Annotated in this window: 10 protein-coding genes and 1 pseudogene; 4 read left to right on the top strand and 7 right to left on the bottom strand. The window is 58.8% G+C overall.

The features are described from left to right. Nucleotides 1–149 precede the first annotated feature (149 nt). The 6 genes from KGA85_RS15585 to KGA85_RS15610 all read right to left on the bottom strand — a co-directional run bounded on the left by KGA85_RS15585 (nucleotide 150) and on the right by KGA85_RS15610 (nucleotide 9,797). Nucleotides 150–2,660 carry a putative bifunctional diguanylate cyclase/phosphodiesterase gene (locus tag KGA85_RS15585; protein ID WP_223459372.1) on the bottom strand — a complete coding sequence of 837 codons (2,511 nt, stop codon included), beginning with the start codon at nucleotides 2,658–2,660 and terminating at the stop codon, nucleotides 150–152. Between the two features lie 1,103 nt (nucleotides 2,661–3,763). Further along, nucleotides 3,764–4,762 carry a 3-hydroxybutyryl-CoA dehydrogenase gene (locus tag KGA85_RS15590; RefSeq protein WP_223459374.1) on the bottom strand — a complete coding sequence of 333 codons (999 nt, stop codon included), beginning with the start codon at nucleotides 4,760–4,762 and terminating at the stop codon, nucleotides 3,764–3,766. Further along, nucleotides 4,762–5,868 carry an NAD/NADP-dependent octopine/nopaline dehydrogenase family protein gene (locus KGA85_RS15595; protein WP_223459376.1) on the bottom strand — a complete coding sequence of 369 codons (1,107 nt, stop codon included), beginning with the start codon at nucleotides 5,866–5,868 and terminating at the stop codon, nucleotides 4,762–4,764. Before KGA85_RS15595 ends, KGA85_RS15590 begins: the two co-directional genes overlap by 1 nt. 96 nt (nucleotides 5,869–5,964) lie before the next feature. Continuing rightward, complete coding sequence (locus KGA85_RS15600) at nucleotides 5,965–6,939, bottom strand: AraC family transcriptional regulator (RefSeq protein ID WP_223459378.1); 975 nt, start codon at nucleotides 6,937–6,939, stop codon at nucleotides 5,965–5,967. A gap of 85 nt (nucleotides 6,940–7,024) precedes the next feature. After that, the gene (locus KGA85_RS15605) at nucleotides 7,025–8,386 is read right to left on the bottom strand and encodes a spinster family MFS transporter (protein WP_223459380.1); all 1,362 of its coding nucleotides are present in this window, start codon (nucleotides 8,384–8,386) and stop codon (nucleotides 7,025–7,027) included. 160 nt (nucleotides 8,387–8,546) lie between these two features. Then, nucleotides 8,547–9,797, bottom strand: a complete 1,251-nt coding sequence (locus tag KGA85_RS15610; protein ID WP_223459381.1) for an OprD family outer membrane porin — start codon at nucleotides 9,795–9,797, stop codon at nucleotides 8,547–8,549. A 625-nt stretch (nucleotides 9,798–10,422) separates the two neighbouring features. Between KGA85_RS15610 and KGA85_RS15615 the strand changes: the two are divergent. Both KGA85_RS15615 and KGA85_RS15620 read left to right on the top strand, forming a co-directional pair. Then, a pseudogene (locus KGA85_RS15615) lies at nucleotides 10,423–10,653 on the top strand (GNAT family N-acetyltransferase); the annotation flags it as partial. Between the two features lie 131 nt (nucleotides 10,654–10,784). Beyond that, nucleotides 10,785–11,210, top strand: coding sequence for a GNAT family N-acetyltransferase (locus KGA85_RS15620; RefSeq protein WP_223459383.1), 426 nt, complete (start codon nucleotides 10,785–10,787; stop codon nucleotides 11,208–11,210). A 458-nt stretch (nucleotides 11,211–11,668) separates the two neighbouring features. On the opposite strand, the gene KGA85_RS15625 is transcribed toward KGA85_RS15620, so the two are convergent. Continuing rightward, complete coding sequence (locus tag KGA85_RS15625; RefSeq protein WP_223459385.1) at nucleotides 11,669–12,682, bottom strand: FAD:protein FMN transferase; 1,014 nt, start codon at nucleotides 12,680–12,682, stop codon at nucleotides 11,669–11,671. 360 nt (nucleotides 12,683–13,042) lie between these two features. Here KGA85_RS15625 and rsxC point away from each other — a divergent pair, with 360 nt between their 5' ends. Together rsxC and KGA85_RS15635 are read left to right on the top strand one after the other, a co-directional pair. Next, a complete protein-coding gene (gene rsxC / locus KGA85_RS15630; RefSeq protein WP_223459388.1) occupies nucleotides 13,043–14,443 on the top strand; it encodes an electron transport complex subunit RsxC in 1,401 nt (466 codons plus the stop codon). Then, complete coding sequence (locus KGA85_RS15635) at nucleotides 14,440–15,393, top strand: RnfABCDGE type electron transport complex subunit D (RefSeq protein WP_223459389.1); 954 nt, start codon at nucleotides 14,440–14,442, stop codon at nucleotides 15,391–15,393. The genes rsxC and KGA85_RS15635 overlap by 4 nt, the downstream gene beginning before the upstream one ends. The last annotated feature ends 18 nt before the right edge of the window (nucleotides 15,394–15,411 follow it).

Raw genomic sequence — 15,411 nt, forward strand, 5'->3', positions numbered from 1 at the left:
CGGCGCGCGAATAGCCCATCATGGCCCTGCATCGAAACGATGCCGTATTTAGAGGCCGAATATACGTGTGCAGTCGGCACGGGCGCCAAAGCAACGGGGCTTGCAATGAGGGGGAGTCCATATACGGACGTTCCCAGGCACCTACGAAGTTATGGCGATTTAGTCTTGGTCCGTGGGAAATCAGTGCTCGCCATTAATCTTTCGTGAACATACTCCTCAAATTGTTCGGCTGGCAGTGGCGGGGAAAACAGGAAGCCCTGGTAGGTCTGGCAGCCATGCTTGACCAGAAAGGTGCGCTGAGCTTCTGTCTCCACACCTTCTGCAATCACCGAAAGCCCCAATATCTGGCTCAGGCTCACAATCGCGCAGGCGATGGCGGCGTCGTTGGGATCAACCAGCACATCTCTGATGAAGGACTGGTCGATCTTGAGTTGATCCAGCGGAAGGCTCTTCAGGTATGACAGTGACGAGTAGCCGGTTCCGAAATCATCCAGCGAAAGGCCTATGCCGATCTCTTTCAACTCGATCATTTTGGCGACAGTACCTTCCATATCCTCTATCAGCAGGCCTTCGGTCAGTTCCAGTTTCAATTTCTTCGGATCGGCCCCCGTGTATCTCAGTACTTGCAGTACCTCCTCGACGAAGTCCGGATGGTGAAACTGGCGGGCGCTGACATTCACAGCCATACCCAGTCGGGCGGTTTCCGAATGCTTTGCCCAGGCAACCAGCTGAGTGCAGGCTGCCTGCAGCGCCCAACGGCCTAACGGCAGAATCAACCCCGTATCCTCTGCCAATGGAATGAACTCGCCTGGAAACACGACTCCGCGCTCAGGATTCTGCCATCTCATCAGTGCCTCTGCGCCAATGATACGGCCCTCACTATTCACCTGCGGCTGGTAATGAAGAAGGAATTCGTTGTCCTGCAAGCCTTGGCGCAAGTCTACTTCCAGTCTGGCGCGTGCCGTGGCAACCGCCTGCATTTCCGGATCGAAGAAGCGCATGGTATTGCGGCCCGCCGCCTTGGCGCGATACATCGCCAGGTCAGCGCGCTTCATAATATCGTCCACTGTGCTCAGCTGCCCCTGGAACAGCGCAATGCCGAGGCTGGGGGTGCTGTGGTGCTCATATCCATCCAACTGGTAGGAAATGTTCAGAGAGTTGAGAATCTTTTCGCCAATAGCCTTGGCCTGGATAGCTGCTTCTGGAGGATTCTCATTAAGGCCATCCAGCAGGACGACGAATTCGTCTCCGCCCAGGCGAGCCACGGTGTCGCTCTCGCGTATGCAGCCGGAAAGGCGCAGAGCAACTTGCTGCAGCAACATGTCGCCTCTGTCATGCCCCAGCGTGTCGTTCAGTGCCTTGAAGTTATCCAGGTCAATGAGAATTATCGCGCTCGTATGCAGGCTACGGGAGCTGCCCGCCAGCAGATGCTGTAACCGGTCCAACATGAGCCGCCTGTTGGCCAGCCCGGTCAACTGATCGTAGAAGGCCAAACGCTGGACCTCTTGCTCAGCGGTCTTACGGTGGGTGATGTCAGTATTGATCGACAGAACGGATTGCGGCTGGCCATCATCGTCTCGCACCAGGGTTCGATGACTTTCGAGCGTGATGGTGCAGCCATCCCGGCGTCGAAGTGTAACTTCGTCCGCCCAGTCACCCGTTTCTATCAGGCTGTTAGTGGCCGCATTGAAAGCGGCGCTACCCTGGTAGATCAACTCTTGTGCCGATTTGCCGAGTGCCTCTTCCTTTGACAGACCGTAGAGACGCTCGGCACTTTTGTTCCAGTACAGGATGCGGTTATCCATCCCGTGAACGACAATGGCGTCCTGGGCCTTGTCCAGCAGCGATGCTTGCTGGCGGGCCTGCTTCTCGCTTTCGCGCAGCACTGCCAGATAACCTTCCCTTTCGGCTGCTTGCGACTCCATTTCGCGCCTGATCTTGCCCCCGTAGATAACGGCCGCACTGACCATCAGTAGCACGAACACCATGATCGCGTATTCGACCCGGCGCAGTTCTTCGACCGACTCAAGCTCCTCCTCCAGGAGCTTGCTTTGAATCAGGCCAACGCGATCCCGCACGGTACTGAGTGAGGCGAGCAACAGGGCAAACTTCCTGTCCATCGTTGCCATGCGTTTGCCGGCATTATCCGACTGCCCCTCCCTGAAGTAGGAAAAGATCAGCAAGGCCTCGTTCACCATTTCGACCATCGCGGCATCAATTGCACCCACCTCATCCTTCAATGCAAGGGTAAAGGCTTGTATATCTGCACTGTGTTCAGCCTCATTGGCGATCCGTACTTCCAACTGTTTTTTGGCCATTGCCAAATGCTCGTTGAAGGCGCGCAAGGCTTCATTCATGTTCCGCGATTCGGCTTCAACATTATGTGTATCGAACACATTATTGCCCGGCGCATTGACTGTGGAAGCCAGGCTGCCCAGCGTTGAATAGCTCGACAACTGTTGGACCCACGACTGGTTTGCCTTGATGGAGCGGTGATAGGTATCGACGATCAGGTGATTCAATAGCACGCTCAGCACAACAACCAGCACGTCGAATCCGGCAAGAAAAAAGTACATGCGGTGCCATTTGGTCGAGCGCGGCTTATTTGAACTGGTGGGTATGGCTTGCTTTGCGGCGCTTTTATTCCTGAAAGAATCCATTCCACAATCTCCAAACATAATCCTTCTAAATTGACCAATAGAAGCGGTATTCGGAAACCAATTAACCTTTTGTGCCGACACCTGAACCTGAGAACACACCGCACGTAGCATTAGCCAAATTTTTTCTCTGTTCTGGATTCACGCTGGTTTTCGTGAGCGAAGCTCCCGAGACAAGCAATAGCTACCGAAGCTATACGTCTTAAGTGTCACGCCAACCAACTATTCGACACTAAGCAATGCATTTGGCGATGCTAATTTCATGGTGAAATTTTTTACTCTCGGAAGCAGTCTCTTAACATTTCGGCGATAAAACGAAATCATTTTCATTTGTTGTATTTGACATCATCGTTTCAGGTAACGATTCTCCTCGCTCTCCATTGTAGAATTGAACGTCGGCAATCACTTTTGCCAGATGTTCTGTTCCTTTCAATTTCCTCAGCCTCGTTCTGCGCCTCTGGCGAGCGTGCAGACCTTGGCCAGCATGTCTGGGGTGAGCATATCCCCGTTTTCGCAGTGCCCAGCCGCACCGTAGCGAAAGTCGATTCGATCCTGAGTGATCCCAACAGATCTAGTCCAAACCCTGCGCCTGCAGGTGCAGGGTTTGCTCCATGTCTTCCCGAGTGTCGTTGCGGATTTGCGCCCCTGAACTGGATGCTTCACGCAGAATAGTCGGGTGACATAGGGCACGTTGCGGGTCATTTCCGCGCAGCCTGCCGGACTGCCTGATCAGTTTCGACAGCAGACCAAGCATAGCCGCTAATTTGCCATTATTCTGTTCGCCGACTGCTCCAGGTCGGTAGCAGCCCTTGATGGTCGGCAGCTTTCGGTGCCAAGACGCTTGTTGGGGACTTTGATCGGCGCGTGTTGGTGGCGCGCGCCGGCAAGGACGGCAAAGTCCAAGTGGCGATGTTGACGCAATCGCTTGATGGTGATTGCTACCCTTCACGACAGGCACGTATCGGCCAGAAACAGCCATTCGGACAACGGCAAAGCCTGCAACCCGTCAACGTCCACTATGGGCAATCCACTTCTAGGCTATCGAGCGGGCGAAGGCCCCCGCTGAAACCTCGTGTAGTCAGGGCCCGGCATCCGGGCCCTGAGGCTCAAGCTTGCTTCAAGGCGCCATCGAACGCTGGCGTCAATCCCGACAACTCCAGCTTGCGGACAAAGTCGCCAAGACGCTGCTGCTTGTAGGCGTCCACGTCCATGTCTCGGTAGTCGTAGAAACCCTGGCCATCTCGCAAGCCATTGCGGCCGTTTTGCATGTTGTCGGCGATCACCTGTGGCGATTCGAAGCGCGGTGACAGCGCTCCACTCAGGTAGCGCGAGGCGTAGTACAAAATGTCACCGCCGCCCCAGTCGATGAATTCAAGCAGGCCCAGCACCGAGAAGCGCAACCCGAAGCCGACGCGCACTGCGGTGTCGATATCTTCTGCGCTGGCCACGCCCTCTTCCACCATCCGTGCCGCTTCGTTCATGACCAATGCCTGAATGCGCGGCACGATGTAGCCGGCCACCGGATTGCACACCACGGGCACCTTGCCGATCCGCTTGAGCAGTTGCAGCAGCCGCTCGACCACCTGCGGGCAGGTCGCTTCGCTGCGGCTGACTTCCACCAGCGGCATCAGGTACGCGGGATTGAGCCAGTGCGCGTTCACGAAGCGTTGCGGCTCACTGACCATTTCGCTCAACTCGGTGACCAGGAAAGTCGAAGTGGTCGATGCAATGATGGTCGACGCCGGGACATGCTCGCTGACCCAGGCGAAAGTCTGCTGCTTGACCGCGATGACCTCCGGCACCGCTTCGAACACCAGGTCGCACCGGCGCAATGCCTCTGTGGCCTGGGACCGGGATTGCAGCGTCAGCCGGGCTAACGCGATGTCCGCCTGATCCCCCTCGAGCACGCCAAGGCGTACCAGCATCTGCAGTTCGCTGCAGATGTTGTTGCGCACTCGCTCGAAGTAGCCGTGCCGCTCTTCCTCGGCGCGATCCTTGATATCGATGAGGGTCACCGGCAGGCCCGCATGGATGAACGCCAGGGCAATGCCCTCGCCCATCCGGCCGGCGCCGACCACGCTGACTTGGGGCAGCGCGGCGTTCATCAGTTGTAGCCCTTGGTCAGTAGCTCGGTCATCTGCGCCCGACTCAGCGTAGCCAGACCGAGGTTTTCCAGGGTGCGGCCTTCGGCGTAGAGATCCCGTGCAGCGACGACCGAGGCAATGCTCAGCAGGCCCTGCGCCACCGGGGTCGGCACACCGGCCCAGCGGCCGACGGAAACCAGGAAGGACAGACCCAGACGGGTGTCTTCGAGCATGTAGCGGTGTTTTTGCAGGTCGATGTCTTCGCGCCAGTCACCGCTGTCGGTCAGCTTGCCGTGGGCACCGCGACCGTACATCCACTCGTCGCCTTCGCTGGTGTTGTAGTGGTCGGCCAGCGGGAAGTGCGGCGCGCCGTAGGTCAGTGCTTCGCGCACGACCATGCGCTCGGCATCCAGCTGGTTGGTCACGCGACGAATCGACGGTTGGGTGCCTTCGTTGTGAATGTCCCAGGCCTCGAAATGCTCCAGGGGACCGGCGTTCATCATGATCAGCGGCGGATGGATGATGGGGCCTGCGTTCATCAGCGCACCGCTCAGGGCGTCTTCAATCGGTTCGACGCTCGGGTAGGCTTCACGCAGCACCGCGAAAGCATGCTCAGACAGGTTGCTGGGGAATACGCCAGTCGGCAGGCGGGTGGCGTAGCCGCTGATCACCAGGTCGCTGGCGCCATGCTTGCGTACCAGATATGGCAGCGTACCGGTTTCAGCGAAGGCGACCTTGCTCCGGTTGCCCGCATCGGCCATGGCCTTGGCGAACACGAAGCTGCCGAAGGTGCCCGGCGGCAGGAACACCACCTGACCGTCGTGCAGATGCGGCGCCACGTGTTTGGCCAGGTCTTCGTGGGAGGTCGACGGCAGCGGGATGATCACCAGTTGCGCATCGCCCAGGGCTTCGGCCAGGTCGTCGGTGAACGACAGCTTGTCGCCCTGCTTTCCGACGGACAATTTGCGAGTGCCCTTGTAGTCCTTGATGGTCAGGCTGCCGATGGCCAGCAGCTCCTTGAGCGCTGCGCAGTTTCGACGCCACAGGCGGGTTTGATGCCCCTTTTCAGCCATTTCGACAGCAGCGGCGTAACAGCCGTGACCACCACCCAGCACGGTAACATTCATGCAGATACTCCTTTTTGTTAGAGACTCGATCCTATCGAGCCGCACCGCCACAGACTCATCCGATTGCGCAGCCGAATGACGGATTGCGCAGGAGTCTCAATGCTTCTGCCGCCGCAGGGTGTCCGAAGGCAGGCAACCATAGCGTTGCCGGTAGGCGCTGGAAAAATGCCCGAAACTGTTGATGCCATGACGCAACAGGATATCGGTGACGGTTTCTCCGGCCCTGCCCTGCTTCAGCGACTCGTGGATCACTGCCAGGCGCCGGTCGCGGATGTACTCGACCGGCGCTTGCTGGAGAAACTGGTTGAAGCCGTTCTGCAAGGTGCGCACCGAGACGCCACACAGTTCGCTCAAGGTTGTCAGGCTGATCGACTCGTCGAGGTGTTCCTCAATGTAGTCACGGGCCTTTTTCACGTGGTGCGGCAGCGGCGCGCGCGAGTCGATCAACAGATCCGCCGAGTAGTTGTGCGGCAACTGTGTGAGCAGCAGTTGCATCAGGTATTCGGACAGGCCGCTGGCGAGACGCGAACCGTCGACGCCGCTGCCGTACAGCCGGCAAATGTAGTCCAGGGTGTGATAGAGGCTGACGACGCCGGCGCCCAGGTGGTCGACGCTGACATCAAAGATCACCGACTGCCGCAGGCTGCGACCGAGCAGGCGTTGCAGCTGTGTCTCCAGGGCATCACGGTCGACCCGCAGGATCAGGTTGCGGCATTGCCCATCGGTGACGATGCGGCTTTGCGCGAACGGCGAGGAAACGCTCAGGTAGCCCGACTGCATCGCCGCGCTGCGCCGCCCGTGGGCCACTTCGCAATGCCCCTGCAAGGTGATGCGAAACAGGTACTGATCGGCAATGTCGCCGATGGTGATCTCCACCGGTGCGCCATAGCGCAGGTCGAGCAGCGCCGAATCGCCGAAGAATACGCCGTTGAGCCGGGTGTAGATCGGCTCGTCACGCAGTACGTTGAAGCTGTGCGGGCACAGGTATTGGCTGACCTTGTCCTTGATCTCGCGGTAATCGGCCGAGCTGAGCAGGCTGTGTCGTTCCAGCAGGTGTACGTCATTCAACATCAAGGGTTCTCCTGACCTGGAGCACCTCGGCCCCGCGCCCTTCAAAGGGAGCGAGGCCGAGGCGCCGATCGTGGACTATGACCAATCAAGCCCGGGTCGGGTGCTCACGGGCATAGCTTTCGCGGAAATGACGGCAACCACGCCATAGCAGCAGCACCGTCAACGCCGACGCGCCACAGATCACCAACGACATCGACGAACCTACCGCCGCGGGCGATCCGAAGTAACGGTCGGTCAACAGCGCCACCAGCGTGGTGCCCAGGCCCAGGCCCAGCAGATTGCTGATCAGCAGGAACACGGCCGAGACCTGCGCACGCACCTGATTCGGCGCGAGAATCTGCATCGCCGCCGTGGACGCCGGCATCGGGAATGAGGCGAAGAACATCGCTGGCACCAACAGCGTCACCGACAGCCACAGTTGATCGACTTGCGGGAACAGCACGGCCGGCACCGCCATGCCGAGGGCACCAATGACGCCAGTGCGCATGGCAGCGTCCTGATGACCTTTCTTGCCCAGATAGTCGGTGAGCCATCCACCGCACAGCACCCCGGCGGTGTTGGCCACCAACAGCACGGTGCCGAGCATATAGCCCGCCTCCATTGGCGACAGGCCGAACTTGCGGATGTACAGCGCCGGGCTCCAGCTCATCAAGCAGAACAGGGCCATGGCGTAGAACGAAAAGCCCAGGTAATGGCAGGTGAAGGTGGCACGGTGGCGGCCGAGGAAGCGCAAGCCATCGCTCATCGCGACCTTCTTCACCCGACCCTGCGCATCGACCTGCAGGCCTTTGCGCGCCGGGTCGCGCACGGTGAGCCAGATCAACAGGCCGACCACGAGACCGGGCAGGCCGACAATAAAGAACGCCAGCTGCCAGGCCTTCATCGCACCGAGAACGGCGACCTCGATGGTGTTCATGTCCTTGAGCATCGCGATCACATAGCCGCCCACCAGAAACGCCAGGCCACCACCGACGAATGAGCCGATCGAGTAGATGCCCACGGCGCGGCCGAGTTTTTCCTTGGGGAACATGTCGCTGAACATCGAGTAGGCCGAGGGCGACAGGGCCGCTTCGCCGACGCCGACGCCAATGCGGGCGAGGAACATGTGCAGGAAGTTCTTGCTCATGCCGCAGGCGGCAGTCGCCAGGCTCCAGAACACGACGCCGACGGCGATGATCTTCGGCCGGGAGAAGCGGTCGGCCAGGTAGGCGATGGGCATGCCCATGAAGGCGTAGAACAACGAAAAGGCCAGCCCGTGCAGCAAGCTGAACTGAGTGTCGCTGATCTGCAGGTCGGCTTTGATCGGCTCGATCATCAGCGCCAGGATCTGCCGATCCACAAATGAAAAGATGTAGGCGATCATGCACAGGCCGACCACGTACCACTCGTAAATGTAGGTTTTCTTCTTCTGCTGCTGCAGGACCGCGTTATCGACCTGGATATTCACTAGTGTTTGCTCCTCTTGGAATCCGCTCATGCGCGCAGCGCGCCGGGTGACGGTGCACAGCACACCGACTGGGAAGTTGCGGGGCAGATGTAAAGGACAAAGGGTTCGAACATGGTCAGGCCTCTTATTGTTATGGGGTCAAACCCCGGATGGACTGGGCTTACCAGAACTTCCAGGTGTAGGTCGTGGCGACACGGAATTCGTTGTAGTCGTAGCCGTACTTCTGTTTCACGTCGATGTTGCGCAGGTCCAGCCCCAGGCCTTGCAGCGCCCCGCTCTGCACCACGTAGCTGAGCCCCAGAAAACGTTCGCTTTCCTGGTTGTCGCTCAGGTTGTTGCCACGGTTCCAGTTGGTACCCTTGATGTAGCGGGTGTAGAGCTTCAGCCCCGGCATGCCCATCCCGGCAAAGTCATAGCTGTAGCGCGCGCCCCAGGACTTTTCATCCGGGCGGACAAACCCCAGGGACGACCAGTGCACCAGGTAAGGTTGCGGGATAAAACCGTTCATCGTCGGGAACACGCTGTCACCGAGCATGCGCTGGTAACTGAGGCCAAACATGTGGGCGCCTTTGAGCAAGGAGAACAATGCACCGTAAGAACGGTTGTCGATTTCACCGTTCAACGCATTGCCATCTTCATTGTTATTGAAGTAGCGCAAGTCGGTTTTAAGTTTGTAGCCATTACCCAAATCAGCCATATGCATCAGGCCAAAATAGTGTTGCTGATAAATATCGTGCAACACGCCGTAGAAATAACTGGCTTGCAGGTTTTTGGTAATGTCGTAAGTTGCGCCGCCAAAGTCCAGGCCGTCACTGTCGAGATTATCGGTGGAGCCAAACTTGTACAGCTTCTCGTGGTTGGAAGATTCCCGCGTCACGGCAGACCAGAACCGGCCACCGGTCATCGTCAACCCATCGACTTCCTTGGACTCGACCACAGCCCCCTGGTAGACGGTATCCAATTGCCGACTGGTGTCATCGTACGCCACCGGCAGTTGTGGGCGAAGGTCACCGACCTTCAACTCGGTCTTGCTGTAGCGCATCTTGAAGGTTGCACCGGCACGACTGTAGTCATCGGCCGTCTGCTGGTCGTGGACGCTGAAGGGCAGCGAACCGTCGTTGCCCGACGAATCCAGGCGCACGGCGTATTGCGCATCCACATCAAGACCGATTGCCAGTGCCGTATCGGTGTAACCGGAAGTAAACTGCGCATCGAAACCCTGAGACCAACTATGCACTTGCGAAAACGGCGCATTGGTATTGGTGTAGTTACGGTGCAAGTAGAAGTTGCGCGTATCCACTTTCAAGTGACTGTCATCAATAACATCGGCATAGGCTGCCAATGGCGAACAGATAATTCCCAACACGCCGGCAATACCGAGCCCACGGCAAGATTGCTTTACCTGATACATCTAACTTCTCCACATCTGTATGTGCTGGGCACTGTATTTATAGGAGCAGATTCAAACCAAAAACTAAAAATGCCGGCAGCCGAACACCGAGCCTTCTTGCGCAGGAAGGCAGATTGCATGAGGGATATAAAGGGCGATCGGTTCGAGCATTGTCAGGCCTATTGTTGTTATGGGGTAAAACGCCAGGTGGGCTCAATGGAACAGTCCGCCACGACGACACGCCTCTTGTCTACCCAAGGTAAGCCAGCAGGCGCCGCGCCGATATCGAGATGAACAGCATCCGTTGAGGGGAAAACTTCAACCCGGCTAAAGGTTTCCCTTAGTCGACTCAAAAGCGCAGGGCACACAGTGCGAGATGGCGAGCCTGTATTGCATAAGCCTTCCTTTAGCGAGGTCTTGTTGTTGGATGGGCCCTAAACTAGCGATTGCAATGCCCGCCAACCTCCCCGATTGCGCAGGCGATTCTCCAATTGCGCAGCCTGATGCAGACCGCCTGAGCACTGCCGCTGCCGTTCCACCAGCGTCACGTTCTTCCAGACCGATCCCCCTTCCATCAGCGCCGCTAGCCTTGGGACTCAGCTAAAGTACTGATTCATGGAGCTTAGAGACGAGCAATGAAACTGAACCACAGGCCAGAGGAGTGGCCACGTTTATCGTAGAGACCATGACCGGCTTGGCATTCGAGCGTTACGGAGCCAACGAGGTGCAGATTTTCTGTTTCAACGAAAACACGGCAGGGCTGCTGCTCTACCCCAAGCTTGGGTTTGTGCCTTATGCCATTGAGGAGCGACCTTCTTTGGGAAACGGCCGATCGGCCCTCATGCACATGACGCGCAGCAGAAGCTCGACAGGTTGAATACACAGCCAGAGGCGGCCATTCAGGCCATCGGAAAAACCGACAACTTGATGTATTCACTGATCACACCATGGGGTGACAGGAATGGGATGCCTTGTCGACCCAGTTACTCACCGCTCAGGGAGAGCGCCATGTCTGTAGAAATCCAGTTTTCTGAAAATGCTACCGAAGCAGAGCGGCTGGGAATTTTAACCCCGTTGCTGGCCCATAACCTGGTCAACGGTGGAGACGACGCACATGAAACATTTGCTCTGTTGCTACTAGACCCTGACAGTAACGAAGTCATTGGCGGACTGTACGGCAAGGTCTCTTATCGATGGCTGCTCATCGATCTTGTCAGCGTTCCCGAGTCGATGCGTGGCCAGGGTATCGGAGAACGGCTAATGCGCATGGCCGAAGAAGTCGCGCAGAAAAAGCACTGCATTGGTATCTGGCTGGAGACTTTCAGCTTTCAGGCACCCGGGTTTTATCGAAAACTTGGTTACTCCGAATTCGGACGCCTGGCAGATTATCCACCGGGACATACCCGGCTCTATTACCAGAAGTCGTTGTGCTGACCGCGTTTTGGATCTTGGGCCGATAGCTGCGCTTCGTAGCAGGCAGCAATCGGCTGTGGATTCAACCGGTCGATGCAACAGATTGGCTAAATCGTTCAGCGGGTGTTTCGTAGTCTAGTGTTTTCCGAGGGCGGCTATTTCGAAGATGCCTATTCATTGGCTGAGAGCGGGATAGTTGAACAGATCAATCGAGAGCTGCTTGAGTTTATTGCCCAGTTTCAAGACTGCTATTGGTTCGAGAGCGTGCTTGGTCGATAACGCTCTAGTTTTTAGGTTGGCTCCGAGGTTATGTGTCTAGACGACATTGGCGAATAACGTAACCGTCCAGGCATCCCGTCTGGACTGACCCCGCCAAGCTAAGAGATGGTGTCCACCTATTCAAGTGGACACCATCCTGGTCGCTCCGTGACGCGCCGCGCATTAACGCTTGGTCGACCGGTAGGCGAGGCTTCCTTCAACTACTGCTTCGTCTTGCCCTGCTCGGGAAACAACGACTCGAATCGCGGCGTCGCACGGGCAACGAAACCCTGCCCCTGGCGCATGATGAAATAGGCAGCGAGGTCATGCCGCTCGGCGAAGGCATAGCCTTCCTCCGGGCCGAGCACCATCAACAGCGTAGACAAGCCATCGGCATGCAGCCCCGAAGGGTCGACCACCGTCACTGCCGCCAGCGCGTGATTCACCGGCCTGCCGACGCGTGGATCGAAGGTGTGCGAATAGCGCTGGCCACCTTCCTCGAAATAGTTTCGATAATCGCCGGAGGTGGAAACGCTGTAGCCATCCAGTGCAATGGCGCGCTCCACTTGCTGCTCGCTTGCGCCGCTCGGCACCTCCAGGGCGATGCGCCAGGGCGAGCCATCCGGCTTGCGGCCGACCGCCTTGAGTTCGCCGGTGATCTCGACCAGATAGGCCTGGATACCCATGGCCGAAAGCCTATCGCCGACCCGATCCACCGCATAGCCGGCGACCATGCTGTCGAAATCCAGTTGCGCCGCCACATCCTTGCACAGCTTTTCGCCATCCAGGCGCAAGTGCTGATGCCCTACCCGTGCCCGCTCCCGTGCCAGCGCGCCAGCATCCGGCAAGTGCTCCCCCCGTGACTGCGGACCGAAGCCCCAGAGGTTCATCAGTGGCTGCACCGTCAGGTCGAAAGCCCCGCCACTCTCGCGGAACAGAAACTCACCGTACGCCAGCAAGCGATGCATATCTTCCGGCAACGCCTGACAGGCGCCGGCCGGCAGATCGTTGAAGCGGGAAACCACGGAGTCGCCGCGCCAGTTGGAAAACTGCTGGTCGAGCTCTCCGAGTATCGTCTCGACTTCGGCCTTTACTCGCTGCGAGTCGGGCGTCTGCGCGGCGGGTACGTACTGGATCGAATAAGTGCTCCCCATGGTCGGTCCGGAAACGCGCTCGATCCGTTCGCCACAGCCATACAGCAACGTCAACAGCATCACCAGCAGGCTTACGCGCATCAATCAACACCTCTCTGATCCCGGCTGCCCCTTCGCGGCGCGCTTTTTTACCCAAACTGCGGGCACCACTGCTTACAAGAGATTAAAGCTGCATTGCCGGAAATAGCGCCCGGCACGCCCCGCACGTTGGCGCTACCCGCCCCGATCACTGCCTGACCGCTCCCACGCTCCCGCACGGGATGACCAACCGTCCATCAGCAAGCCTGATCAAAAAATGAACAAAACCTCCATTCGGCACTCTGAGTTCCGCGGGTGATCAATTGTCCCCCTCCCTTTCCGCTCCACGTCCCGGAAGCAAAAAAAACATTATGTGCATTAGCGCATAGGGGTGTTTTTTGCCAAAAAATTGGAGGACAGAAAATGTCTAGCCATTCGTTGCAGAGCGTCGAACGCATGCAGAGCCGCGTCCGCGCCCAGCGTCAGCCGCAACAGAAACCCTTCTGGCGCAGCCTGCTGGCCATCGCCTCACCCTCACAGCGTAGTTGGCACGGAGGGATCGAGCTCAGGGGCTACAAAGAATTATCCAACGCCACGCCGGTTGCCCCGGTCGCGGTCGAAAACATACAGCTGGCGATTCCGCTCGAGCGGGGTCGCCGGTCTGTCCAGCCTTGCGTGCAGCCGGGACAGCATGTGCGCAAGGGCGAGGTGATCGGTATTGGCGATGACAACACCCCTTGGGTGCATGCCAGCACCTCCGGCATCGTGGAACGGATTGATCTCGCCTTCGCGGCCGACTCGGCCGAGCCGGTCATGGCCGTCATTCTGAACGCAGATGGTCTGGATGAGTGGATCGAACGCCCAGTGCTGGGGCTACCGCAAACGCCCGAGGCGCTGGTCGAACGAGCATTGCAGATGGGCATAGTCGGCCTTGGTGGGGCGGGTTTCCCGACGGCCCTCAAGCTGGCCGGCGCCCAGCAACCCGATCTTCTGCTGATCAACGGTGCCGAATGCGAGCCCTTCCTTACCTGCGATGACCGTCTCATGCGCGAACGTGCCGAGGCGCTGATCGAGGCCGCCGACTATGTCGCCGCACTGATGGGAATAACGCTGACCCGCTTCGGTATCGAAACCAACAAACCTCAGGCGATGGCCGCGTTACGCGCCGCCGCTCGCCAGGCGCGCACCCGGGTCGAGATATGTCCGCTACCGGCGCGTTACCCGGCAGGGGGGCAGCCATTGATGATCAAGAGCCTTAGTGGCCGCAACCTGGCGCCAGGAACCCTGCCCGCCGATATCGGCGTACTGGCGCTGAATGTCGCGACGCTCTACGCACTGGGCCGGGCCATCTTCCACGGCGAACCACTGGTAAGACGCGTGCTGACGCTGACCGGGGACTGCGAGCGCCCCGGGAATGTCCTGGTGCCGGTGGGTTACCCGGTCAGCGCACTGCGCGCAGTTGCTGGCGCGGCCCCCGAAGGCCAGTTGACCCAGGTCGGCGGGCCGATGATGGGACAGCCGTTACCGGACCCCACTGCCGTCATCAGCAAGACCAGTAGTTGCCTGATATTCGGCGCCGAGCGCTACTTGCCGGCACCTCAGCCCGCAGGCAGTTGCATTCGCTGTACGCGCTGTGTGGATGTCTGCCCGATGTCGCTCAGACCGCTGGATCTCTACGCTGCTGCCGAACGCCTTGACAAGGCCAGCCTGCAGGAACTGCGATTGGATGCCTGTATCGAATGCGGCAGCTGCAGCAGCACCTGCCCGAGCAATCTGCCGCTGCGCGAACGTTTCCGCCAGAGCAAGACGGAGCTACGTGCATGAGCCTGATACTCCGTCCTACCGCGCACCGACAACTGCGCACAATGATGCTGCTGGTCAGCCTGTGTCTCCTGCCGGGCACCGCCCTGTACGCCTGGCAATTTGGCATCGTGGTCTGGTTGCAGACCTTCTGGTGCGTGCTGCTCGCCCTGGGCTTCGAAGCCGGCCTGCTGCGCCTGCGCGGACGTAATGTCCGCGAGGGTTTGAGCGACCTGAGCTGGCTGGTGCTAGGCCTGATACTGGCTCGGGCATTGCCGCTGCTGGTGCCGCTGTGGATGATCGCCCTGGCCAGTTTTGCCGCGCTCGCACTGTGTAAACACGGCAGTGGAGGCCTGGGTCGCAACCGCCTCAACCCCGCCATGGTTGGCCTGGGGATCATCGCTATCTGCTTCTACCAGCAATTGTACCCAGCGCCTTCGAACTATGCCCCCTGGACTCTCACCCTGGACGCCAAGGCGGTTCTTCTACAACAGTTGCAGCTGGCGCCACGCCTTAACCTCGATGCGTTCGCCGGCGCCACTCAGTTGGCCAAGAACCAGTTCACACTGATCACCCCCAATCTGTCGGGGTACGGCTACATTGCCGGCGGTTTGCTACTGGCAGTCCTGCGGGTGATCCGAATCGAGATTCCGCTGGCGATGCTCGCGAGCACAGTATTGCTGTGCCTGGCAGCCGGTCATAGCCTACAGGAAAGCCTGTACAGCCTCAGTCTCGGTGGCTATCTCTTCACCGCCTTCTTCATCGCCACCGATCCGGTCACCAGTCCCGATACACGCGCCGGTCGCATCCTCTTCGGCGTGGCCATTGGAGCGGTGACTGAATTGATTCGCGAATTCGGGCTTTATGCCGATGGTCTCTGCTTCGCCGTGCTAGCCGCCAATCTGCTGGTGCCGCAGATCGACCGGTTGGTGCTGCGCATACAGCGCCCCGTACATACGAACACCTGGCACTGAGAGCGTGCGCAGCGAGTA

The organism is Pseudomonas sp. GL-B-12, assembly GCF_019955895.1.
Lineage (GTDB): Bacteria > Pseudomonadota > Gammaproteobacteria > Pseudomonadales > Pseudomonadaceae > Aquipseudomonas.

What these genes read in the sequence shown, in the direction of transcription:
- KGA85_RS15585 (WP_223459372.1), bottom strand. Translation starts at nt 2,660, where the DNA reads ATGGATTCTTTCAGGAATAAAAGCGCCGCAAAGCAAGCCATACCCACC.
- KGA85_RS15590 (WP_223459374.1), bottom strand. Translation starts at nt 4,762, where the DNA reads ATGAACGCCGCGCTGCCCCAAGTCAGCGTGGTCGGCGCCGGCCGGATG.
- KGA85_RS15595 (WP_223459376.1), bottom strand. Translation starts at nt 5,868, where the DNA reads ATGAATGTTACCGTGCTGGGTGGTGGTCACGGCTGTTACGCCGCTGCT.
- KGA85_RS15600 (WP_223459378.1), bottom strand. Translation starts at nt 6,939, where the DNA reads ATGTTGAATGACGTACACCTGCTGGAACGACACAGCCTGCTCAGCTCG.
- KGA85_RS15610 (WP_223459381.1), bottom strand. Translation starts at nt 9,797, where the DNA reads ATGTATCAGGTAAAGCAATCTTGCCGTGGGCTCGGTATTGCCGGCGTG.
- KGA85_RS15620 (WP_223459383.1), top strand. Translation starts at nt 10,785, where the DNA reads ATGTCTGTAGAAATCCAGTTTTCTGAAAATGCTACCGAAGCAGAGCGG.
- KGA85_RS15625 (WP_223459385.1), bottom strand. Translation starts at nt 12,682, where the DNA reads ATGCGCGTAAGCCTGCTGGTGATGCTGTTGACGTTGCTGTATGGCTGT.
- rsxC (WP_223459388.1), top strand. Translation starts at nt 13,043, where the DNA reads ATGTCTAGCCATTCGTTGCAGAGCGTCGAACGCATGCAGAGCCGCGTC.
- KGA85_RS15635 (WP_223459389.1), top strand. Translation starts at nt 14,440, where the DNA reads ATGAGCCTGATACTCCGTCCTACCGCGCACCGACAACTGCGCACAATG.